At 73.2% G+C, this 21,560-nt stretch carries 18 protein-coding genes; 10 read left to right on the top strand and 8 right to left on the bottom strand.

The window, feature by feature from the left end:
- The first annotated feature begins 64 nt into the window (after nucleotides 1-64).
- On the top strand, nucleotides 65-520 hold the full coding sequence (locus ACOTKD_RS21430) for a hypothetical protein (protein WP_424890603.1): 456 nt from the start codon (nucleotides 65-67) through the stop codon (nucleotides 518-520).
- A gap of 172 nt (nucleotides 521-692) precedes the next feature.
- Here ACOTKD_RS21430 and ACOTKD_RS21425 read toward each other — a convergent pair whose 3' ends face one another.
- Nucleotides 693-1,115 carry a RidA family protein gene (locus tag ACOTKD_RS21425; RefSeq protein ID WP_424890602.1) on the bottom strand — a complete coding sequence of 141 codons (423 nt, stop codon included), beginning with the start codon at nucleotides 1,113-1,115 and terminating at the stop codon, nucleotides 693-695.
- Nucleotides 1,112-2,248 (bottom strand): acyl-CoA dehydrogenase family protein, encoded by a 1,137-nt coding sequence (locus ACOTKD_RS21420; RefSeq protein ID WP_424890601.1) that lies wholly within the window; start codon nucleotides 2,246-2,248, stop codon nucleotides 1,112-1,114. The genes ACOTKD_RS21425 and ACOTKD_RS21420 overlap by 4 nt, the downstream gene beginning before the upstream one ends.
- Before the next feature lie 151 nt (nucleotides 2,249-2,399).
- Here ACOTKD_RS21420 and ACOTKD_RS21415 point away from each other — a divergent pair, with 151 nt between their 5' ends.
- Together ACOTKD_RS21415 and ACOTKD_RS21410 are read left to right on the top strand one after the other, a co-directional pair.
- Entirely contained in the window at nucleotides 2,400-4,031 is a 1,632-nt protein-coding gene (locus ACOTKD_RS21415; RefSeq protein WP_424890768.1) for an AMP-binding protein, read from the top strand.
- A 20-nt stretch (nucleotides 4,032-4,051) separates the two neighbouring features.
- Nucleotides 4,052-4,900, top strand: coding sequence for a PaaX family transcriptional regulator C-terminal domain-containing protein (locus tag ACOTKD_RS21410; RefSeq protein WP_424890600.1), 849 nt, complete (start codon nucleotides 4,052-4,054; stop codon nucleotides 4,898-4,900).
- 219 nt (nucleotides 4,901-5,119) lie between these two features.
- Here ACOTKD_RS21410 and ACOTKD_RS21405 read toward each other — a convergent pair whose 3' ends face one another.
- The 5 genes from ACOTKD_RS21405 to ACOTKD_RS21385 all read right to left on the bottom strand — a co-directional run bounded on the left by ACOTKD_RS21405 (nucleotide 5,120) and on the right by ACOTKD_RS21385 (nucleotide 12,530).
- Nucleotides 5,120-7,369 (bottom strand): bifunctional salicylyl-CoA 5-hydroxylase/oxidoreductase, encoded by a 2,250-nt coding sequence (locus ACOTKD_RS21405; RefSeq protein ID WP_424890599.1) that lies wholly within the window; start codon nucleotides 7,367-7,369, stop codon nucleotides 5,120-5,122.
- Nucleotides 7,366-8,193 carry an enoyl-CoA hydratase family protein gene (locus ACOTKD_RS21400; RefSeq protein WP_424890598.1) on the bottom strand — a complete coding sequence of 276 codons (828 nt, stop codon included), beginning with the start codon at nucleotides 8,191-8,193 and terminating at the stop codon, nucleotides 7,366-7,368. The genes ACOTKD_RS21405 and ACOTKD_RS21400 overlap by 4 nt, the downstream gene beginning before the upstream one ends.
- A gap of 231 nt (nucleotides 8,194-8,424) precedes the next feature.
- Entirely contained in the window at nucleotides 8,425-9,426 is a 1,002-nt protein-coding gene (gene argF / locus ACOTKD_RS21395; protein ID WP_424890597.1) for an ornithine carbamoyltransferase, read from the bottom strand.
- Nucleotides 9,427-9,545: 119 nt separating this feature from the next.
- Nucleotides 9,546-10,769, bottom strand: a complete 1,224-nt coding sequence (locus ACOTKD_RS21390) for an arginine deiminase (protein WP_424890596.1) — start codon at nucleotides 10,767-10,769, stop codon at nucleotides 9,546-9,548.
- Between the two features lie 231 nt (nucleotides 10,770-11,000).
- Complete coding sequence (locus tag ACOTKD_RS21385; RefSeq protein ID WP_424890595.1) at nucleotides 11,001-12,530, bottom strand: helix-turn-helix domain-containing protein; 1,530 nt, start codon at nucleotides 12,528-12,530, stop codon at nucleotides 11,001-11,003.
- 92 nt (nucleotides 12,531-12,622) lie between these two features.
- Here ACOTKD_RS21385 and ACOTKD_RS21380 point away from each other — a divergent pair, with 92 nt between their 5' ends.
- From ACOTKD_RS21380 to ACOTKD_RS21350, 7 genes are all read left to right on the top strand, one after another.
- Nucleotides 12,623-13,606, top strand: coding sequence for a hypothetical protein (locus ACOTKD_RS21380; protein ID WP_424890594.1), 984 nt, complete (start codon nucleotides 12,623-12,625; stop codon nucleotides 13,604-13,606).
- 1 nt (nucleotide 13,607) lies between these two features.
- Nucleotides 13,608-13,970: a GntR family transcriptional regulator gene (locus tag ACOTKD_RS21375; protein WP_424890593.1), complete on the top strand. Its 363-nt coding sequence runs from the start codon at nucleotides 13,608-13,610 to the stop codon at nucleotides 13,968-13,970.
- A 161-nt stretch (nucleotides 13,971-14,131) separates the two neighbouring features.
- Nucleotides 14,132-15,043 carry an alpha/beta fold hydrolase gene (locus ACOTKD_RS21370; protein ID WP_424890592.1) on the top strand — a complete coding sequence of 304 codons (912 nt, stop codon included), beginning with the start codon at nucleotides 14,132-14,134 and terminating at the stop codon, nucleotides 15,041-15,043.
- Nucleotides 15,044-15,405: 362 nt separating this feature from the next.
- Nucleotides 15,406-18,120, top strand: coding sequence for an aconitate hydratase AcnA (gene acnA / locus ACOTKD_RS21365; RefSeq protein ID WP_424890591.1), 2,715 nt, complete (start codon nucleotides 15,406-15,408; stop codon nucleotides 18,118-18,120).
- A gap of 255 nt (nucleotides 18,121-18,375) precedes the next feature.
- Nucleotides 18,376-18,645 (top strand): hypothetical protein, encoded by a 270-nt coding sequence (locus ACOTKD_RS21360; protein ID WP_424890590.1) that lies wholly within the window; start codon nucleotides 18,376-18,378, stop codon nucleotides 18,643-18,645.
- 32 nt (nucleotides 18,646-18,677) lie between these two features.
- On the top strand, nucleotides 18,678-19,019 hold the full coding sequence (locus ACOTKD_RS21355; RefSeq protein ID WP_424890589.1) for a hypothetical protein: 342 nt from the start codon (nucleotides 18,678-18,680) through the stop codon (nucleotides 19,017-19,019).
- Between the two features lie 82 nt (nucleotides 19,020-19,101).
- Nucleotides 19,102-20,367 carry a hypothetical protein gene (locus ACOTKD_RS21350; protein ID WP_424890588.1) on the top strand — a complete coding sequence of 422 codons (1,266 nt, stop codon included), beginning with the start codon at nucleotides 19,102-19,104 and terminating at the stop codon, nucleotides 20,365-20,367.
- A gap of 63 nt (nucleotides 20,368-20,430) precedes the next feature.
- On the opposite strand, the gene ACOTKD_RS21345 is transcribed toward ACOTKD_RS21350, so the two are convergent.
- Nucleotides 20,431-21,477: an FG-GAP repeat domain-containing protein gene (locus ACOTKD_RS21345; RefSeq protein WP_424890587.1), complete on the bottom strand. Its 1,047-nt coding sequence runs from the start codon at nucleotides 21,475-21,477 to the stop codon at nucleotides 20,431-20,433.
- Nucleotides 21,478-21,560 lie beyond the last annotated feature (83 nt).

The raw sequence follows: 21,560 nt of genomic DNA, 5'->3' as shown, positions 1-21,560 counted from the left end.
GGGCCGCCGCCCGTACGGGCCGCCTCCGGTCGCCGCCCCGCAGGGGCGGCGGCATGCTGGCCGCATGAGTACCCCGCATCCGGGTGGCGGCGGCCCCGGGCACGGCCAGTGGGTGCCGCCCCCTGCCCATGTCCGCAAGGGGCGCCGCAAGTGGCCGTGGGTGCTGCTCGCCGCGGTGCTCCTGCTGGCCGGCGGGTGCGCGGCGCTCGTCCTCGGGCTCGCCGAGGAGACCGACAAGACGGTCCGGGTGCGGTACGAGGTGACCGGCAGCGCGAAGGGCGTGGCCATCGCGTACACCACCTGGCAGGGCGGGGCCCTCGTCACGCAGAAGGAGGGCCCCCGGGACCTGCCCTGGCGCAAGGAGCTGGAGACGAAGGACTTCGTCAAGGGCGGCCTGCTGGCGGTCACGACCGGGAAGGGCGGCGGCACGGTGTCCTGCTCGGTGACGGTGAACGACAGACGGCCGTGGACCGCCACGGCCTCCGGCCCGGACGCGACGGCGACGTGCTCGGGCTTCTGACCCCGGCGCCGACCGGCCCCGCGGCGCCCGGCCGCTGCGACGTCCGCAAGCAGCCGCTGCGCCGGCGGCAAGAAGAATCCCGCCGCAACGGCGCCACGCCACAGACGTCAGGGTCCGGCGGCATGGCCGGCCGGTTCCACAGGAACGCCGACGGACAGCCCGCCGCACGGCGTCACGGCAGCATCGCGATCCCGTCCAGCTCCACCAGCGCCTCCTCGTCCCACAGCCGCACCACGCCGACGACGGCCATGGCCGGGTAGTCCCGCCCGGCCAGCCGCCGCCAGATGCGGCCCAGTTCCCGCGCGTGCTCCCGGTAGCCGGCGACGTCCGTGGCGTAGACGGTGACGCGCGCGAGGTGCCCGGGCCCGCCGCCCGCGGCGCGCAGGGCGTGGAGCAGGTTGCCCAGCGCCCGCTCGAACTGCTCGGGCAGGCCGCCCGGCACGATGCGCCCCGCGGTGTCGAGCGCGGTCTGGCCGGCCAGGAACACCAGCCGCCCGCCGGTGACGGTGACGGCGTGCGAGAAGCCCGCCGGCGGCGCGAGCCCGGGCGGGTTGACCCGGCGCACCTCCCCGCCCCGCTCGCCGTCCGCACTCACCGGTACAGCTCCTTCGCGATGATCGTGCGCTGGACCTCGCTCGCGCCCTCGTAGATCCGTGGCGCGCGCACCTCCCTGTACAGGTGTTCCAGCAGGTGCCCCCGGCGCAGGGCGCGGGCGCCGTGCAGCTGGACGGCCGCGTCCACGACGTACTGCGCGGTCTCCGTGGCGAAGAGCTTGGCCATGGCCGAGCGGGCCGCGATGCCCGGCTCGCCCGCGTCGTACGCCGCGGCCGCCGCGTACACCAGCAGCGCCGCCGCCTCCGTCCGGGTGGCCATCTCGGCGAGCTGGTGGGAGACGGCCTGCAGGTCCTTCAGGGGGCCGCCGAAGGCCCGCCGCTCCCCGGCGTGGGCGACGGCGGCGGCGAGCGCGGCCCGCGCCATGCCGACGGCGAACGCGCCCACGCTCGGCCGGAAGAGGTCGAGCGTGCGCATCGCGACGCGGAAGCCGCCGCCCGGCACGCCGAGCACGTCCCCGGCGCCGACCGGCACGCCGTCGAACGTCAGCGTGCCGATGGGGTGCGGGCTGAGCATGTCCAGGCGGCGGCCGGACAGGCCCGCGCTGTCGCCCGGCACGAGGAAGGCCGTGACGCCGCGCGAGCCCGGCGCCTGCCCGGTGCGGGCGAAGACGGTGTACACGTCGGCCTCGGGGGCGTTGGAGATCCACGTCTTCTCGCCCGTCAGGCGCCAGCCGTCCCCGGCGCCCGACGGGTCCGGCTCGGCGCACAGCTCCAGCGCGGCCGCGTCGGACCCGGCCGCCGGCTCGCTCAGCGCGAACGCGGCCACGGCCCGGCCCGCGACGACCTCCGGCATCCACCGGGCGCGCTGCCGTGCGCTGCCGGACTGCACGACGGGGTACGCGCCGAGGCCCTGGAGGGCGAGCGCGGTCTCGGCCTCCGTGCACTCGCGCGCGAGGGACTCCCGCAGCAGGCACAGGTCCGTGGCGCGCACCGGCCCGTCGGCGGGGAAGAGCCGGGCCAGCAGGCCGAGTTCGCCGAGGGCGGCGACGAGGGGCCGGTCGACGCGGCCCGGCTCTCCGGCGGCCGCGAGCGGGCGCAGCCGCTCCGCCGCGAGGGTGCGCAACTCCTGGCTCCAGGCGCGCTGTTGCGGGTCGAGGGCGAACGGGGTGACCATGGGCGGCCCCTTCTGGTCGCTGAGGTCGGCATATCGCGCTGTATTGACTGCCGTCACCAAGTCGCTACGCTGACAGCGGATCCGTACAGCTGGCAAGACCCCCGTTCACCTCCATGTCAACGGCGCGAGGGGGCGCACAGCGATGGCAGCGATGGAGCTTCAGCCCTCGGTCCATGCCGACACCTTCCCGCGCGACCACCTCCCGCCCCCCGGCCAGTGGCCCGACCTCCTCCTCGGCCCGCGGAACGGCGTCCTCCCGGCCTACCCGGACCGCCTCAACTGCGGCGCCGAGCTGCTCGATGCCACCATCGCCCGCCTGGGACCGGACCGCCCCGCCGTGCACGACGGCCACGGCGGCCTCTGGACCTACGGGGAGCTCGCCGCGCACGTCGCCCGGATCGCCCGCACCCTCACCGACGACCTCGGCGTCGTCCCCGGCAACCGCGTCCTGCTGCGCGGCCCCACCAGCCCCTGGCTCGCGGCCTGCTGGCTCGCCGTGATGAAGGCCGGAGCCGTGGCCGTCACCGTCCTGGCCGCCCAGCGCCCGCACGAACTCGCCACGATCTGCGAACTCGCCCGCATCCGCCACGCCCTGTGCGACGCCCGCTCCCTCGACGGCCTCCAGGCGCCCGGAGGGGGCCTCCGCGTCACCCCCTACGGCGGCGACACCCCCGGCGACCTGCTGCACCTGGCCGCGGACAAACCCCCATCGTATGCGGCCGCCGACACCGCCGCGGACGACGTCGCCCTCATCGCCTTCACCTCCGGCACCACCGGCCGCCCCAAAGGCTGCATGCACTTCCACCGCGACGTGCTCGCCATAGCCGACACCTTCTCCGCCCACGTCCTGCGGCCCGGCCCCGACGACGTCTTCGCCGGCAGCCCGCCGCTGGGCTTCACCTTCGGCCTCGGCGGCCTCGTCGTCTTCCCCCTCCGCGCGGGCGCCGCCACCCTCCTCACCGACTGGCACGGACCGGAACGGCTCCTCGCCGACATCCGGCGCCACCGCGTCTCCGTGCTCTTCACCGCCCCCACCGCCTACCGCTCCATGCTGGAGCTGCTGGACGAACGGCCCGGCGCGCACGACCTCTCCTCGCTGCGCCGCTGCGTCTCCGCCGGCGAACACCTGCCCGCCGCCCTCTGGCACGCCTGGCGCCGGGCCACCGGGCTGCGCGCCATCAACGGCATCGGCGCCACCGAAATGCTGCACATCTTCATCTCCGCCGCCGACGACGCGATCCGCCCCGGCACCACCGGCCTGCCCGTCCCCGGCTACGAGGCGCGCGTCGTCGGCCCCGACGGCCGCCCCCTCCCGGACGGCGAACCCGGGCTGCTCGCCGTGCGCGGCCCCACCGGCTGCCGCTACCTCGCCGACGAGCGGCAGCGCGACTACGTGCGCGACGGCTGGAACCTCACCGGCGACACGTACGTCCGCGAGACCACGGGCCACTACCGGTACGTCGCCCGCGCCGACGACATGATCATCTCGGCCGGCCACAACATCGCCGGGCCCGAGGTCGAGGAGGCCCTGCTGCGCCACCCCGACGTCGTGGAGGCGGCCGTCGTCGGGCGCCCCGACGAGCGGCGCGGCGAGATCGTCGTCGCCTGCGTGGTCCTGCGGGACGGCGTGCCGCCGGCCCCGGAAACCGCCGCGGCGCTGCGGGAGTTCACCAAAAAGGAGATCGTTCCCTACAAGTGCCCTCGCGAGATCGAGTTCCTGGCCGCCCTGCCCCGTACGCCCACCGGCAAGCTGCAGCGATTCCGGCTGCGTGACGGCTCTTGACGGAGCTTTACAGTTTCCCCGTGACTGACCAGCAACCACTCCCTCCTCTCCACACTCCCCGGTCCCTCATCGTCACGTTCTACGGCGCGTACGGCCGCGGCGGCGCCCGCCACTCGGCCGGCCGGCCCGTGCCGATCGCGGCCCTGATCCGGTTGCTGGGTGCCGTCGGCGTGGACTCGCCCTCGGTGCGGTCGGCCGTCTCGCGCCTCAAACGGCGCGGGCTGCTCGTCGCGGGCCGCACGGCCGGCGGCGCCGCGGGGTACGGGCTCTCCGACACCGCCCGGCAGCTGCTCGACGACGGCGACCGGCGCATCTACGGCCGCGCCCCCGCGCGGACGGCCGGCGGCTGGCTGCTGGCGGTCTTCTCGGTGCCGGAGGAGGAGCGGAACAAGCGGCACCTGCTGCGCTCCCGGCTCGCGCGGCTCGGCTTCGGCACGGCGGCGCCGGGGGTGTGGATCGCCCCGGCGCACGTGCACGACGAGACGCGGCACACGCTGCAGCGCCTCGGACTCGCCTCGTACGTCGACCTCTTCAAGGGCTCCCACCTCGGCTTCGAACCGACCGCGGAGGCGGTGGGCCGCTGGTGGGACCTCGACGCCCTGGCCGCCCAGCACCGGGCGTTCCTGGCCGCCCACGAGCCGGTGCTCCGGCGGTGGGCGCGGCGGCGGGTCGTCCCGCCGCGGGAGGCGTACCGGGACTACCTCCTCGCCCTGGACTCGTGGCGCCACCTGCCCTACGCGGACCCGGGCCTGCCGGGCGGCCTGCTGCCGGCGGACTGGCCCGGGATGCGCTCGGCACGGGTCTTCGGCGCGCTGCACGCGCGGCTGAGGGAGGCGGGGGCCAGGTTCGTGGCGGGGGAGCTGGCGTAAGGGGCGAGCGGATGGCGGGGCCTCGGCCGCACCGCCTTCCGCCGGACCCTCACCGCGGGGGCGGACCGTGCCGATCGCCGCGCGAGGGCCCGTCCCGGCCTCGGGTCCGTCCCGGCCGGGGGCAAGTTCTCCGCCGCGACGGCGAGGTACCACGACATGGCGGTCCGGCGGTGCCGGACTCCGCTCGCAGGGCGTCGGACGGGGTCCGGGCCCGGGTGTTCAGCCCCGGCCCGTCGGCGGCCGCCGGCTCCCCGCCCGGTACGGCGCGGGCCACGGCGCACCCGGCCCCGCGTACCCCTGTTCCGCCGCCGCGTGCAGGGTCCAGTGCGGGTCGTACAGGTGCGGCCGGCCGAGCGCGCAGAGGTCGGCGCGGCCCGCCAGGATCAGGGAGTTGACGTCGTCCCAGGACGAGATCGCGCCCACGGCGATCACGGGGACGCCCGCCTCGTGGCGGATGCGGTCCGCGAACGGCGTCTGGTACGAGCGGCCGAACGCGGGCCGCTCGTCGGCGACGACCTGGCCGGTGGAGACGTCGAGCGCGTCCGCCCCGTGCGCGGCGAAGGCGCGGGCGACGGCCACGGCGTCCTCGGCCGTCGTGCCGCCGTCGGCCCAGTCCGTGGCGGAGACGCGTACGGTCATGGGCCGGTCGGCGGGCCACACGGCCCGCACCGCGTCGAACACCTCCAGGGGGTAGCGCAGGCGGCCCTCCAGGCCGCCCCCGTACGCGTCGTCGCGGTGGTTCGTCAGCGGGGAGAGGAAGCCGGACAGCAGGTAGCCGTGGGCGCAGTGGAGTTCGAGGAGGTCGAACCCGGCCCGGGCGGCGGCCTCCGCCGACCGTACGAACTGATCCCGTATCGCGGCCATTCCGGCGGTCGTCAGCTCCCGCGGCGTCTGGTTGACGCCGGGCCGGTACGGGAGCGCCGAGGCGGCGACGACCGGCCAGTTGCCGTCCGGGAGGGGCTCGTCGATGCCTTCCCACATCCGGCGCGTGGAGCCCTTGCGGCCCGCGTGCCCCAGCTGGAGGCCGATCGCCGTGCCCGGCGCCTGTTCGTGGACGAAGCCGGTGATGCGGCGCCAGGCCCGCTCGTGCGCGGGCGCGTACATGCCCGAGCACCCGGGCGTGATCCGGCCCCGCTCGCTCACGCAGACCATCTCCGCCATGACGAGGCCCGCCCCGCCCAGGGCGCGCGCGCCGAGGTGGACGAGGTGGAAGTCGCCGGGGGTGCCGTCGGCGGCGGAGTACATGTCCATGGGGGAGACCACGACGCGGTTGCGCAGGGTCAGGCCGCGCAGCCGGAAGGGGGTGAACATCGGCGGCGTGCCGGGCGGCACGCCGGCCTCGTCCTCGACGGAGGCGACGAAGCCCGGGTCGCGCAGCCGCAGGTTGCCGTGGGTGACGCGGCGGCTGCGGGTGAGCAGGTTGAAGGCGAACCGGCGGGGCGGCTGGTCCGCGTGCACGGCGAGGTCCTCGAACCACTCCAGGCTCGCGCGGGCGGCGCGCTGCGTGGAGGCGACGGCCGGGCGCCGCTCGGCCTCGTAGGCGGCGAGCGCGCCGGGGACGTCCGGGTGCCGCTCCAGGGCCCGCGCGAGCGCGAGGGCGTCCTCGACGGCGAGCTTGGTGCCGGAGCCGATGGAGAAGTGCGCGGTGTGGGCGGCGTCGCCGAGCAGCACCGTACGGCCGTGGTGCCAGCGTTCGTTGACGACCGTGCGGAAGGCCGTCCAGGCGGAGCGGTTGGAGCGCAGGGGGCGCCCGCCGAGGGCGTCGGCGAAGTACTTGCCGCAGGCCGCGAGCGTGCCCTCCTCGTCGCAGCGGTCGAGGCCCGCGCGGCGCCAGACCTCCTCGCGCATCTCGACGATGACGGTGCTGGCGTCCTGCCGGTACGGGTAGCCGTGCAGCTGCATGATGCCGTGCTCGGTCTCGGCGATCTCGAAGCGGAAGGCGTCGAGGGCGAAGTCGGCGGAGAGCCAGATGTAGCGGCAGCGGTGCGTGGTGAGGACGGGACGGAAGTGGTCCGCGTGGGCCTCGCGGGTGCGGCTGTGGACGCCGTCGGCGGCGACGACGAGGTCGTGGGTGCGGGCCAGCTCGGCGGCGGGCGGCGCCTCCGTGCGGAGGCGGAGGCGGACGCCGAGGCCGTGGCAGCGCTCGTGGAGGATGCCGAGGAGCCGGCGGCGGCCGAGGGCGGCGAAGCCGTGGCCGCCGGAGCGCAGGGTGGTGCCGCGGTGGACGACGTCGATGTCGTCCCAGCGGACGAACTCGCGGCACAGGGCGGCGTGGACGTCCGCGTCGGCGCTCTCGATGCCGCCGAGGGTCTCGTCGGAGAGGACGACGCCGAAGCCGAAGGTGTCGTCGGGGGCGTTGCGCTCCCAGAGGGTGACCTCGCGCTCGGGGGCGAGCCGTTTCAGCAGGGCCGCGGCGTAGAGGCCGCCGGGGCCGCCGCCGATGACGGCTACGCGCGCGGCGGCCGTCATCGCCCCCGCCACTTCGGCGGCCGCTTCTCGGTGAAGGCGGCGTGGAACTCGGCGTAGTCGGCGCTGTTCATGAGCAGCGCCTGGGTCGCGGCGTCGAGCTCGACGGCGGCGGCGAGCGGCATGTCGAGCTCGGCGGTGAGCAGGGCCTTGGTCTGGGCGTGGGCGAGGGCGGGCCCGTCGGCGAGGCGGCGGGCGAGGGCCTGCGCCGCGTCGCCGGCCCGGCCTTCGTCGGTCAACTGGCTGATCAGGCCTATGCGTTCCGCTTCGGCGGCGCGCACGGGCTCGCCGAGCATCAGCAGCCGCGTGGCGTGGCCGAGGCCGACGACGCGGGGGAGGAGGTAGGCGGCGCCCATGTCGCCGCCGGAGAGGCCGACGCGGGTGAAGAGGAACGCGAAGCGGGCCGTGGGGTCGGCCACGCGGAAGTCGGCGGCGAGCGCGAGGACGGCACCGGCGCCCGCGGCGACCCCGTGGACGGCGGCGATCACCGGGAACGGGCACTCGCGCAGGGCCCGTACGGTCTGGCCGGTCATCCGGTTGAAGTCGAGGAGCTGCCCGGTGTCCATGGCCAGCGTCGCGCCGATGATCTCGTCGACGTCGCCGCCGGAGCAGAAGCCCCGGCCCTCGCCGCCGAGCACGAGGGCGCGCACGGAGCCGTCGCGGGCCAGCTCGGGCAGGAGGTCGCGCAGGTCGGCGTAGGCGCCGAAGGTGAGGGCGTTGAGCTTGCCGGGGCGGGCGAGGGTGACGGTCGCGACGCCGGCGTCGAGGCTCAGGCGCAGGTGCCGCCACTCCTCGGTACGGGACGCGGAGCCGGTGAACGGGCTCACGGAGCGGCCTCCTTCAGCCGGGGGCTGGTGTGTGCCTGCTCCGTGAAGCTATCACCGGACTGTGACTGTCGTCACGAGTGCGCGATACCCTCCGGCGGATCCGGGAACGCGTCGGCCGCGGTGACCGCGGAGTGCGCGGTCACCGCGGGGGGCGCGGGTACGGGGGGGGCCGGGGGCCCGGGGGTGGGGGGGCCCCCCGCGGCCCGGCACGTGCGGCGCCGTCCGCCGGTGCTAGCCGGCCAGCGTGGCGACCATCACCGCCTTGATCGTGTGCATCCGGTTCTCCGCCTGGTCGAAGACGATCGAGTGCGGTGACTCGAAGACCTCGTCGGTGACCTCCAGGGAGGTCAGCCCGTGCCGCTCGTGGATCTCGCGGGCGACGCTCGTCTCCAGGTCGTGGAAGGCCGGCAGGCAGTGCAGGAACTTCACCGCCGGATTGCCGGTGGCGCGCAGCACGTCCATGGTCACGGCGTACGGCCCGAGCAGGGCGATCCGGGCGTCCCACACCTCCTTGGGCTCGCCCATCGACACCCACACGTCGGTGGCGATGAAGTCGGCGCCCTTCACGCCCTCGGCGACGTCCTCCGTGAGCTTGACCCGCGCCCCGCTCGCCGCGGCGAGCCGCCGCGCGTCCGCGATGACCTCGGGGGCGGGCCACAGCTCCTCGGGCGCCACGATGCGCACGTCCATGCCGAGGAGGGCGCCCGTGATGAGGTAGGAGTTGCCCATGTTGTAGCGGGCGTCGCCGAGGTAGGCGAAGGTGACGTGGTCCAGGGACTTGGCCGTGTGCTCGGACATGGTGAGGACGTCGGCGAGCATCTGCGTGGGGTGCCACTCGTCCGACAGGCCGTTGTAGACCGGCACCCCCGCGTGCGCGGCGAGCTCCTCCACCACGTCCTGCCCGTGCCCCCGGTACTCGATGGCGTCGAACATCCGGCCGAGCACCCGGGCGGTGTCCTTCACCGACTCCTTGTGCCCGATCTGGGAGCTCGCGGGGTCGAGGAAGGTCGTGCGGGCCCCCTGGTCGCCCGCCGCCACCTCGAAGGCGCAGCGGGTCCGGGTCGAGGTCTTCTCGAAGACGAGCGCGATGTGGCGGCCGAGGAGCCGCTGCTCCTCGACGCCGGTCTGCCGGGCGGCCTTGAGCTCGGCGGCGAGCTCGACGAGGCTGTGGAACTCCTCGGCGGTGAAGTCCGTCTCCTTGAGGAAGTGACGGCCCTTGAGGTCTGTCGCCATGGGATTGGGACTCCTAGCTTGCTCACGGGATGCTCACGACTGCTGCAGAAGAGTGAAACTATACGAACATCCGTATTGCTATGCAATCAAGTGTGCGATGTGTCTCAGGTCCCGGGCGCTCAGACGGCGTCCCGCTCGATCGGGCAGCTCATGCACCGCGGCCCGCCCCGCCCGCGCCCCAGCTCGCTGCCCGGGATGGTGATCACCTCGATGCCGTTCTTCCGCAGGTGCGTGTTGGTCGTCGCGTTCCGCTCGTAGGCCACCACCACGCCCGGCTCGATGGCCAGCACGTTGCAGCCGTCGTCCCACTGCTCCCGCTCCGCCGCGTGCACGTCCTGCGTCGCGGTCAGCACCCGCACCGAGTCCAGGCCCAGCGCGGCGGCGATCGCGCGGTGCATGTGCTCCGGCGGATGGTCGGTGACCTTCAGCTCGCGCTCGCCCACACCCGGCTCGATCGTGTACGAGCGGAGCATCCCGAGCCCGGCGTACTGCGTGAACGTGTCCCCGTCCACCATCGTCATCACCGTGTCCAGGTGCATGAACGCGCGCCGCTTGGGCATGTCCAGCGCCACGATCGTCCGGGCCGAGCCGGCGGCGAAGAGCCGGTGGGCGAGCATTTCCACGGCCTGCGGAGTGGTCCGCTCGCTCATGCCGATCAGCACGGCGCCCTCGCCGATCACGAGCACGTCACCGCCCTCGATCGTCGACGGATAGGCCGCCTGTCCCTCGGACCAGACGTGGAAGCCGCCGCCCGAGAACAGCGGGTGGTAGCGGTACAGCGCCTCGTAGTGCACGGTCTCGTGCCAACGCGCGGGCCAGCGCATCGCGTTGACGCACACCCCGTCGTAGACCCAGGCCGAGGTGTCCCGGGTGAAGAGGTGGTTGGGCAGCGGGTTGATCAGGAAGTCGTCCAGCTCCATGGCGTGGAAGCGCACCGAGACCGGCTCGCTGTACCGCTCCAGGAATTCCCGCTTGGTCATCCCCCCGACCAGCCACTCGCCCAGCTCCGCCGCCGGCAGCCCCTCGAACGCCTCCCGCAGGTGGCCCGTCGCCAGCGGCCCGTACTCCTTCTCGTCGAAGACCCGGTCCAGCACCAGCTCCCGCGCCTCCGGGACCGTCAGGCTCTCCTCCAGCAGGTCCTGGAAGAAGTGCACCTCGACCCCGCGCTCGCGCAGCACGTCCGCGAACCCGTCGTGCTCGGCGCGCGCCCGGCGCACCCACAGCACGTCGTCGAAGAGCAGAGCGTCCTTGTTGGAGGGCGTGAGCCGCTTCAGCTCCAGGCCGGGGCGGTGCAGTATGACGCGGCGCAGCCGCCCGGCCTCGGAATCGACATGGAATCCCATGCCACCATCCTGGCGCGGATCACGCGCGATGGACCGGTTCACCACGACGAAACGCTCACCGGCTCCCCGCCGCGCACGCGCCGGGGAGCCGTCAGACGGCCGGGGCCGGCAGCCGGTCGGCGACGTCGTCGCCGAGCTCGTAGGGGTCGCGGAGCCGGCAGCCCGCCCCGCGAACACGTCGCGGGACGGGCTGGTGTGCCGTTCGTGTGCTGCTCCCCGGACGCCGTGTCGCTAGATGTCCCGGAAGATCTCGATCTGGGCGCCGATCGTGTTGAGGCGTTCGGCCAGGTCCTCGTAACCACGGTTGATGACGTACACGTTGCGGAGCACGGACGTGCCTTCGGCGGCCATCATGGCCAGGAGGACGACCACGGCGGGGCGCAGGGCCGGCGGGCACATCATCTCCGCCGAGCGCCAGCGCGTGGGGCCCTCGACGAGGACGCGGTGCGGGTCGAGGAGCTTGACGTCGGCGCCGAGGCGGTTGAGGTCGGTGAGGTAGATGGCGCGGTTGTCGTAGACCCAGTCGTGGATGAGGGTCTGGCCCTGGGCGGTCGCGGCGATGGCCGCGAAGAACGGCACGTTGTCGATGTTCAGGCCGGGGAACGGCATGGGGTGGATCTTGTCGATCGGCGCCCGGAGCTTGGAGGGGCGCACGGTCAGGTCGAGCAGGCGCGTGCGGCCGTTGTTCGCCGGGTACTCGGGGCTGCGCTCGTGGTCGAGGCCCATCTCCTCCAGGACGGCGAGCTCGATCTCCAGGAACTCCACCGGCACGCGCCGGATGGTCAGTTCGGACTCGGTGACGACGGCGGCGGCCAGCAGGCTCATGGCCTCGACCGGGTCCTCGGAGGGCGCGTAGTCCACGTCGCGGTCGATGGTGGCGACGCCGTGCACGGTGAGGGTGGTCGTGCCGATGCCCTCGACGCGGACGCCGAGCTCCTCCAGGAAGAAGCAGAGGTCCTGCACCATGTAGTTCGAACTGGCGTTCCGGATGACGGTGACGCCGTCGTGGCGGGCGGCCGCCAGGAGGGCGTTCTCGGTCACGGTGTCGCCGCGCTCGGTCAGCACAATCGCCCGGGTGGGTGCGACCGAACGGTCGACCTGCGCGTGGTACGTGCCGTCGGTCGCCGTGACCTCCAGGCCGAAGTGGCGCAGGGCCGTCATGTGCGGCTGGACGGTGCGGGTGCCGAGGTCGCAGCCGCCCGCGTACGGGATCTTGAAGTGGTCCATGCGGTGCAGGAGCGGGCCGAGGAACATGATGACGCTGCGCGTGCGGCGGGCGGCCTCGGTGTCCATCGCGGCCAGGTCGAGCTCCGCGGGCGGCACGATCTCCAGGTCGTTGCCGTCGTTGATCCAGCGGGTGCGGACGCCGATGCTGCCCAGCACTTCCAGGATCCGGTAGACCTCCTCGATCCGGGCGACCCGGCGCAGGGTGGTGCGGCCCGCGTTGAGGAGCGTCGCGCAGAGCAGGGCGACGCACGCGTTCTTGCTGGTCTTGACGTCGATCGAGCCGGAGAGCCGGCGGCCGCCGACCACCCTGAGATGCATGGGACCGGCGTAACCGAGGGAGACGATTTCGCTGTCCAGCGCCTCACCGATGCGGGCGATCATATCAAGGCTGATGTTCTGATTTCCTCGCTCAATGCGGTTCACGGCGCTCTGGCTGGTGCCGAGGGCTTCCGCGAGCTGCGACTGGGTCCAGCCTCGGTGCTGCCGGGCGTCACGGATCAGCTTGCCGATACGGGCGAGGTATGCGTCGGTCATGCCGTAGACGTTATCTCACATATGAGATTTCATCCGCATGGCGGTTCTGGCCATTGGTTGTTCTATTACGATGCGTACAACTCGGAGGTGACATGACTGTGTCCCCGCGCCCGGTGAGCGGCCTGCGTGCGCCCCTCGTCGTGGCCGCTGCCCATCTGCTGGCCTGCGCCGCCTTCCTGACGGTCTTTCTCGCCCAACACGACCGCCTGCCCGACCCCGTCGCCACCCACTTCTCCGGTTCCGGCGGCGCCGACGACTTCACGACCCTCGACGCCTTCCCGTACGGGGCGCTGGGCATCCTGCTCATCATGGCGCTGCTCTGCACGGGGCTCGTGTACGCGACGCGCGGCCACCGCGTGCTCGTCGGCCTCGGCTGCGCCGTCGCGGGCCTCGTCGGCACCGTGGTCGTGGCGGTCGTCCTGAACAACGCCGGGGCGGAGACGGCCGACGCGGTGCGGCTCGGCCCGGGCACGCTGGGCGCCGCCCTCGCCGTGGCCGCCGCGGCCGCGGGCCTCGGCGTGCCGGCCGGCGGGCGCGGCCCCGCGGCGCCGGAGGCGAAGCCGGAGGACGCCGTGGAACCGGCGCCCCGCTTCGTGCTCCGCGAGGGCGAGAGCGTGCTCTGGACCCGCGGCGCCGGCTCGCGCCCCGTGCTCGTCGGCGGCGCGTCCCTCCTGGCGGCCGGCGCCCTCCTGGTCCCGCTCGCCGGCTGGGCCGCGGGCCTGGGGCCGGCGGCCGGGGGAGTGGCGCTGTGCGCCTGCTTCGCCGTCCGCGTCACCGTCGACCGGCACGGCCTCACCGTCCACGTGCTCGGCCTGCCCCGCCCGCGCGTCCGCATCCCCCTCGACCGGATCGCGGAGACCGGGCACCGCCACGTCGAGCCGCTGCGCGACCTCGGCGGCTGGGGCTACCGCGCCGTCCCCGGCCGCAGCGGCTTCGGCCTGCGCTCCGGCCCCGCCGTGGTGGTCCGCCTGACGACCGGCAGCGAGTTCGTCGTCACCGTCGACGACGCCGCCACGGCCGCCGCGCTCCTCGGCGCCCTGGCCGAGCGCGCCCGTACGACGACCGGAGGAGGCTGAGATGCTCGTCCGCCTCGATCACGGCTCGCCGGTCCCGCTCGGCGACCAGATCGCCGCCGCCGTGCGCGGCGCCATAGCCGACGCCACCGTCCGCCCGGGCGAACGCCTCCCCGCCGCCCGCGCCCTCGCCGACTCCCTCGGCGTCAACGTCCACACGGTCCTCCGCGGCTACCAGCGCCTGCGCGAGGAGGGTCTCATCGAACTCCGCCGCGGCCGCGGCGCGGTGGTCACGGCCGACCCGGCCGCCCCCGGCCGCGCCCGCCTGACGGACGGCGTCCGCGCCCTGGTCGCGGACGCGCGGGCGCTGGGCGTGTCCGACGAGGAACTCGTCAGCCTCGTACGGGGCGGGCTGGCGGGGCGGTAGGACTGCCGGGTCAGGACACGGCACTCCCCGCCGGCGGAGCGCCCGTTCGGCCCGGCTGCCGCTCGAACTGGTGACCCCCCGGCTGTCGGGCCGGACCGGCCCCCTGCGAAGATCGAATCGACGGTGGCCGCACCGGCCACCCGTAGGGGGGAGGCCGCCTCATGGGCACTCAGATCAGTTCCTTCGCCGGCGAAGCCGCCCGCGCGCGGATCCTCGGCGCCTACGACAAGGCCATGGCCTTCTGGCCGGAGCCGCGTGGGCAGAAGGACGTCGCGACGTCCTTCGGGACCACCCGCGTGCACACCTACGGAGGCGGCGCCGGCACCCCGGTCGTCCTACTGCACGGTCAGAGCGCCACGCCCGCGGAGTGGGCGCCGCACGTCGCCGCGTTCGCCGAAGGCGGCCGGCCCGTGCTGGCCGTCGACCGGGTGGGCGAGCCGGGCCACAGCACGCAGACGGCTCCCGTCCGCACCGCGGACGACACCGCCGACTGGCTGGAAGAGGTCCTTGCCGGCCTAGGACTGGAGCGGGCGCACCTCGTCGGTCACTCGTACGGCGGATGGGTCGCCCTCGGCCACGCCGCCCGCCGGCCCGGCCGGGTGGCCTCCGTGACCGCCTACGAGCCGCCCCGCGCCCTGGCCCCCCTGAAGCCGGGCTTCCTCCTCGGTGCCGCCGCCGCGTTCCTGAGCGGTTCCGAGAAGTTCCAGCGCCGCTGGTTCGCCCGGCTCATCGGCGACACGGGCGCGGACCCGGCGGAGGCCGAGGCCATGACGCGGCTCACCCTGGCGGCGATCCCCGGCTTCCGTATCCGTCTGCCGCAGCCGCAGCACATGACCGACGAGGAACTGCGCTCCGTCAGCACGCCCGTCCTGATCCTGCTCGGCGGCGCCGACAAGGCCATGGACGCGCGGCGCGCCGAGGAGCGGGCCCGGCGGCTGATCCCGGACGTGCGGACGGAGATCGTGCCCGGTGCCGGGCACGGCATGCCGGTGAAGGTGCTGAACGACCGCCTTCCGGCCTTCCTGCGCGAGGTGGACGCGGCCGCGGAGGCGGCGACGGGCGAGCGCGGCTGAGAGGGCCGCCGGAAACCCGAACGGCCCGGCAGGGCGGGTGACGCTCACCACGGGCCGTCCTCGCCGCCGCGCCACCGGAATGGCCGTACCGGCCCCGAGCTCTCCACCGGCCCCCCCGCGCCCTCGCACCAGGGCCCGGACCGCGCGGGCCGGTCCTGTCAGGGCATGGATCGGTCCCGTCAGGACATGACCGTTCCTCAGCGATGTATTAGAGTTATCTCGACATCGAGATATCTGCCGAGAGGCGTACCGCTGTCGCGCCAGTAAGGCATGCCTAACTAAGGCACACCTTATCGGATCGGCGGGACCGTGGGGCGGCAGGATGGCCGCAGTACGCGAATTCATGCATGAAGGAGACTGTCGTGTCGGCGAACAGCTTCGACGCCCGCAGCACGCTGCAGGTGGGCGACGAGTCGTACGAGATCTTCCGGCTGGACAAGGTCGAGGGCTCCGCGCGCCTTCCCTACAGCCTGAAGGTGCTGCTGGAGAACCTGCTCCGCACGGAGGACGGCGCGAACATCACCGCCGATCACATCCGCGCGCTGGGCAACTGGGACTCGCAGGCCCAGCCCAGCCAGGAGATCCAGTTCACGCCGGCCCGCGTGATCATGCAGGACTTCACCGGCGTCCCCTGCGTCGTCGACCTCGCCACCATGCGTGAGGCCGTCAAGGAGCTCGGCGGCGACCCGGCGAAGATCAACCCGCTGGCCCCGGCCGAGCTGGTCATCGACCACTCCGTCATCGCCGACAAGTTCGGCACGAAGGACGCCTTCGGCCAGAACGTCGAGCTGGAGTACGGCCGCAACAAGGAGCGCTACCAGTTCCTGCGCTGGGGCCAGACCGCCTTCGACGAGTTCAAGGTCGTCCCCCCGGGCACCGGCATCGTCCACCAGGTGAACATCGAGCACCTGGCCCGCACCGTCATGGTCCGGGGCGGCCAGGCGTACCCCGACACCCTCGTCGGCACCGACTCGCACACCACCATGGTCAACGGCCTCGGCGTGCTCGGCTGGGGCGTCGGCGGCATCGAGGCCGAGGCCGCGATGCTCGGCCAGCCGGTCTCCATGCTGATCCCGCGCGTCGTCGGCTTCAAGCTGACCGGTGAGCTCCCGGCCGGCACCACCGCCACCGACCTCGTCCTCACGATCACCGAGATGCTGCGCAAGCACGGCGTCGTCGGCAAGTTCGTCGAGTTCTACGGCGAGGGCGTCGCCGCCACCTCGCTGGCCAACCGCGCCACCATCGGCAACATGTCGCCGGAGTTCGGCTCCACCGCCGCGATCTTCCCGATCGACGGCGAGACCCTGAACTACCTCAAGCTCACCGGCCGCTCCGAGCAGCAGGTCGCGCTCGTCGAGGCGTACGCCAAGGAGCAGGGCCTCTGGCTGGACCCGGCCGCCGAGCCCGACTTCTCCGAGAAGCTGGAGCTCGACCTGTCGACGGTCGTCCCGTCGATCGCCGGCCCGAAGCGCCCGCAGGACCGCATCGTCCTCGCCGAGGCCAAGGCCCAGTTCGAGCGTGACGTCCTCAACTACGTCTCCACCGCCGACGAGGCCGGCGAGGAGTCCTTCCCGGCCTCCGACGCCCCGGCCGCGTCCAACGGCGTGCCGACCAACCCGGTCACCGTCACCGCCCCCGACGGCTCGACCTACGAGATCGACCACGGCGCCGTCACCGTCGCCGCGATCACCTCCTGCACCAACACCTCGAACCCGTACGTGATGGTGGCCGCGGCCCTCGTCGCGAAGAAGGCGGTCGAGAAGGGCCTGACCCGCAAGCCGTGGGTCAAGACCACCCTCGCCCCGGGCTCGAAGGTCGTCACCGACTACTTCGACAAGGCGGGCCTGACCCCGTACCTCGACAAGGTCGGCTTCAACCTCGTCGGCTACGGCTGCACCACCTGCATCGGCAACTCCGGCCCGCTGCCGGAGGAGGTCTCCAAGGCCGTCAACGACCACGACCTGGCCGTCACCTCGGTGCTCTCCGGCAACCGCAACTTCGAGGGCCGGATCAACCCCGACGTCAAGATGAACTACCTGGCCTCCCCGCCGCTGGTCGTCGCGTACGCCATCGCGGGCTCCATGAAGGTGGACATCACCAAGGACGCCCTGGGTACGGACACCGACGGCAACCCGGTCTTCCTCAAGGACATCTGGCCGTCCGAGGCCGAGGTCAACGACGTCGTGGCCAACGCCATCGGCGAGGACATGTTCAACAAGTCCTACCAGGACGTCTTCGCGGGCGACGCCCAGTGGCAGGCCCTGCCGATCCCGACCGGCAACACCTTCGAGTGGGACGCCGAGTCCACCTACGTCCGCAAGCCCCCGTACTTCGAGGGCATGACGATGGAGACCACCCCGGTCACCGACATCTCCGGCGCCCGCGTGCTGGCGAAGCTCGGCGACTCGGTCACCACCGACCACATCTCCCCGGCCGGTGCCATCAAGGCCGACACCCCGGCCGGCCAGTACCTCACCGAGCACGGTGTCGAGCGTCGTGACTTCAACAGCTACGGCTCCCGCCGCGGCAACCACGAGGTCATGATCCGCGGTACGTTCGCCAACATCCGCCTGCGCAACCAGATCGCGCCGGGCACCGAGGGCGGCTTCACCCGCGACTTCACGAAGGAAGGCGCCCCCGTCTCCTTCATCTACGACGCCTCGCAGAACTACCAGGCCGCCGGCATCCCGCTGGTCATCCTGGGCGGCAAGGAGTACGGCTCCGGCTCGTCCCGCGACTGGGCGGCCAAGGGCACGGCCCTCCTCGGCGTCAAGGCCGTCATCACCGAGTCGTACGAGCGCATCCACCGCTCGAACCTCATCGGCATGGGCGTCCTGCCGCTCCAGTTCCCGGCCGGCCAGTCGGCCGACTCGCTCGGCCTGACCGGCGAGGAGACCTTCTCCATCGCGGGCATCACCGAGCTGAACGAGGGCACCACCCCGAGCACGGTCAAGGTCACCACCGACACCGGTGTCGAGTTCGACGCGGTCGTCCGCATCGACACCCCCGGTGAGGCCGACTACTACCGCAACGGCGGCATCATGCAGTACGTGCTGCGCTCCCTGATCCGCAAGTAAGCGGTTCCGGCAGCACAGCCGAGCGGCACAGGGCCGCACCCCGTCTCGTACGGGGTGCGGCCCTTCCGCGTTTCCGGGGGCACGCGGGTTAACTCCTGCGCCGGGGACGCGCGTTCGCCCCTGCACCCCCTGGGGGCAAATCCCAACTCGTCCGGGTGATCGGGGCGTTGGCGAAGTGTTGGACATTCCGCTCCTGGTTAATCTCCGGCGGGGATCGACGCCGGGACGATGCGGTCCCCCAGGGAGGGAACAACCATGGAATCCGCCGTCACTTTCGGGGAACTCGAACGCCTCTCGGGCGAAGAACTCCCCCCTCGGCTCGCGCTGTCGAGCGTGCTGTCGGCGGGCACCGACCAGCCGGTCCACCCGGTGATGGTGAAGACCGACCACGGCACGACGGTCGCCTACGCCTGCCAGTACCGGCAGAACGCGGGAAGTCCTCCGCTCCTCGTCTTCCTGGGGCTCGCGTCCCAGGACCCCGGCTACACGACGACGTGCATTCCCGCGGCCATCTCCAGCCATTGAGCACTGACCCGTAATCAGAAAAGGGGAATGGAATGGACAACGCCATCAGCTTCGAGGAACTCGACGGCGTCGCGGGCGAGCTGCTGCCCGAGCGCACGGTCATGGGCATCCTGGCCACCCCGCTCGCGCTCGGCCACGGTGACGGCGACGGCGGCTCCGGCGCCGGTGCCGGCAGCTCCAGCAGCAGCTCCGCGGCGGCCACGGGCGGCGGCGTGTTCGCCCCGCAGCCGCACGACCACGGCACCGTGGCGCTGTCGGCCTGCCAGTCCACGAACCACCCGGGCACGCCGGGCCTGTTCGGCTCGCTCGGCCTGCCGTCCACGGCCCCGGCCTCCGACCTGACCTGCATCCCGGCGGCCGTCTCCAGCCACTGACGTCCGCACGCGTGCATCAGGGGCAGGGCCGGGTGCGTCCGGTCCTGCCCCGTACGCTGTCCCCCCTTACGGAGAGCGCAGAATGACACTGCCCGCGCTGGTGGCCGGTACCGAACTGGTCGGAGAGTTCGAGGACTCCGGCTACCGCGAACCGCCGCACCTGGTCTGCCGCCCCGACGGGCAGATCGTCCGCCTGCCCCCACTGCTCTACCAGGTCGCGCGGGCGCTGGACGACGGCCGGCCCGTGGCGGGCGTGGCCGAGCGGCTCAGCCGGGAGACCGGGCGGCGGTTCACGGCGGACCACGTCGTCTTCCTCCTCGACAAGAAGCTCGCCCCGCTCGGCATCACGACCTACAGCGACGGCTCACCGCCCCCGCAGGTGCGCAAGAACGATCCGTTCCTCGCCTTCCGGTTCCGGCTGGCGGTCGTCCCGGAGCACGTCACGTGGTTCCTCTCCGGCGTCTTCGCCTGGCTGTTCCGGCCGGCGCTCGTAGCGGGGACGCTCCTCGCGTTCGTGGCGGGCGAGGCGTGGCTGTGGGCGACGCAGGACACCGGCACGGCGCTGCGGTCCGTGCTGTCGTCGCCCGCCGACGTCCTCCTCGTGGTGGCCCTGGCCATCGCCTCGTGCGTCTTCCACGAGCTGGGCCACGGCGCGGCCTGCCGCTACGGAGGCGTACGGCCGGGGCGGATGGGCTGCGGCATCTACCTGGTGTGGCCCGCGTTCTACACCGACATCACCAACTCCTACCGGCTCGGCCGCGGCGGCCGCATCCGCGCCGACCTGGGCGGCGTCTACTTCAACGCGCTCTTCGTGCTGGTCCTGCTGGCGGCGTACGGGGCGACCGGGAGCCCGCTGCTGCTGGTGGCGGTCCTCTCCGTCCACCTGGAGATGGTCCAGCAGCTGCTGCCCACGCTCCGGTTCGACGGCTACTACATCGTCGCCGACCTGGTCGGCATCCCCGACCTGTTCAAGTACATCGCCCCGATCCTGAAGCGGGTCGTCCTGCGGCGCCCGGAGGACGAGCGGCTGCGCGCGCTCAAGCGGTGGCCGCAGATCGTGGTCGCGGCGTGGGTCCTGTTCCTGGTGCCGGCGCTCACGCTGCAGCTGGGCTGGGTGCTCGTCAACCTGCCGGACCTGCTGCGGGCCGACTGGCGGACCGTCGAGCTGCTCCTGCAGAACGCCCATTCCGGTTCGTCCGGGTACCAGGTCCTCGGCACGGTGACGGCGTGCCTGCAGGTGCTGCTGCTGACCCTCCCGGTCGCGGGGCTCGCCCTGGCCCTCTTCCGGCCGGTGCGTGCGCTGGCCCGTGCGATCCGGCGGTGGTGGCTTCCCGGTACGGGGAGCTGAGCGCGCGCGGGCGGGCCCGTCCGGGGCCCTGCCGTCCCGGACGGGCCCGCCTCGCGAGCCGTGTCAGAACATCAGGCCGTACTGGTTCCAGCCCGAGTTGCCGATCTTCACCTTGTAGTCGTACGGCTGGTCCGTGCGGCCCGTGCCGCGGTACAGCCACAGCGCGCCGTCCTTGTCGCGCGCGATGAGGTCGGCCTTGCCGTCCAGGTCGACGTCACCGGTGCCGACCAGCTTGCTGAACTGGTTCCAGCCGCCGCCGATCCGCTGCTTGTACTCGAACGGCTTGGTGTAGTCGCCGGTGCCCTTGTAGAGCCACAGGACGCCGTCCTTGTCGCGGGCGACGATGTCGGCCTTGCCGTCACCCGTGAGGTCGCCGCGGCCGGCGATCTCGGTGAACTGGTTCCAGCCGGGGCCGACCTTCTTGCGGCCGGTGAGCGTGCCGTCCGGGTAGGCGAGGTAGAGCCACAGGACGCCCTCGCGGTCGCGGACGAGGATGTCCGACTCCTTGCCGCCGCCGAGGTTGCCGGGGGACATGAACTGGTCGTACTGGCCCCAGTCGTCCGCCACGATGCTCGGGCTCTTGCCGGCCGGCGCGAAGATGATGTTCTGCGCGTTGTCGCGGACGTACAGGCCGTCGGCGATGCCGTCCCGGTCGTGGTCGACGCGGGCGGCGGAGTTGATCGCGCTCCAGCCGTTGGTGACGTACTCCTTGGGCGTGATGCCGCCCTTGCCGTCGGGCCAGTAGAAGTACAGGTCGTCGTTGTTGACGGCGCTGAGGGGGATGAAGGGGGCCTCGGCGATGGGGCCGTCGGCCTTGACGCCCTTGCGGGGGGCCGCGAGGCGCGGGGCCTGCGGGGCCACGGCGCCCGACGTGGGGTAGTCGCCGGACTTCGCCTCGCCGCGCAGCGCCTCGGAGCGGTGCGTGAACGACGTGTCGGCGGGCAGCTTCGTCGCCCGCTCGGCCGCGGCGGCGGCGCGCCCGGAAGAGGGGGTCTTGGGGCCGTCGGCCAGGGCCGTGCCGGCGGTGGTGCCGACCAGGGCGGCGGCTATCGCCGCGGTGGCGATGCGCTGCACCGCGCGCGTGCGCGGGCGGCCGGGAAGGTGAGCCACGTGGGTTCTCCAAGAGGGTCTCAGTGAAGAGTGGCGGGGCCCCCGGCACGGGGCCCCCCCAGGCCACACCCCACCGAGTCAAA

Origin of the sequence: Streptomyces sp. XH2, from assembly GCF_049725035.1 — a bacterium.
Lineage (GTDB): Bacteria > Actinomycetota > Actinomycetes > Streptomycetales > Streptomycetaceae > Streptomyces > Streptomyces roseoverticillatus.
Note: the sequence above shows the minus strand (reverse complement) of the source record. Positions and strands in the feature narration are given on the sequence as shown.

What these genes read in the sequence shown, in the direction of transcription:
- ACOTKD_RS21390 (WP_424890596.1), bottom strand. Translation starts at nt 10,769, where the DNA reads ATGGGATTCCATGTCGATTCCGAGGCCGGGCGGCTGCGCCGCGTCATA.
- ACOTKD_RS21355 (WP_424890589.1), top strand. Translation starts at nt 18,678, where the DNA reads ATGGACAACGCCATCAGCTTCGAGGAACTCGACGGCGTCGCGGGCGAG.
- ACOTKD_RS21415 (WP_424890768.1), top strand. Translation starts at nt 2,400, where the DNA reads ATGGAGCTTCAGCCCTCGGTCCATGCCGACACCTTCCCGCGCGACCAC.
- ACOTKD_RS21385 (WP_424890595.1), bottom strand. Translation starts at nt 12,530, where the DNA reads ATGACCGACGCATACCTCGCCCGTATCGGCAAGCTGATCCGTGACGCC.
- ACOTKD_RS21360 (WP_424890590.1), top strand. Translation starts at nt 18,376, where the DNA reads ATGGAATCCGCCGTCACTTTCGGGGAACTCGAACGCCTCTCGGGCGAA.
- ACOTKD_RS21350 (WP_424890588.1), top strand. Translation starts at nt 19,102, where the DNA reads ATGACACTGCCCGCGCTGGTGGCCGGTACCGAACTGGTCGGAGAGTTC.
- ACOTKD_RS21405 (WP_424890599.1), bottom strand. Translation starts at nt 7,369, where the DNA reads ATGACGGCCGCCGCGCGCGTAGCCGTCATCGGCGGCGGCCCCGGCGGC.
- ACOTKD_RS21420 (WP_424890601.1), bottom strand. Translation starts at nt 2,248, where the DNA reads ATGGTCACCCCGTTCGCCCTCGACCCGCAACAGCGCGCCTGGAGCCAG.
- argF (WP_424890597.1), bottom strand. Translation starts at nt 9,426, where the DNA reads ATGGCGACAGACCTCAAGGGCCGTCACTTCCTCAAGGAGACGGACTTC.
- ACOTKD_RS21430 (WP_424890603.1), top strand. Translation starts at nt 65, where the DNA reads ATGAGTACCCCGCATCCGGGTGGCGGCGGCCCCGGGCACGGCCAGTGG.
- ACOTKD_RS21375 (WP_424890593.1), top strand. Translation starts at nt 13,608, where the DNA reads ATGCTCGTCCGCCTCGATCACGGCTCGCCGGTCCCGCTCGGCGACCAG.
- ACOTKD_RS21380 (WP_424890594.1), top strand. Translation starts at nt 12,623, where the DNA reads ATGACTGTGTCCCCGCGCCCGGTGAGCGGCCTGCGTGCGCCCCTCGTC.
- ACOTKD_RS21370 (WP_424890592.1), top strand. Translation starts at nt 14,132, where the DNA reads ATGGGCACTCAGATCAGTTCCTTCGCCGGCGAAGCCGCCCGCGCGCGG.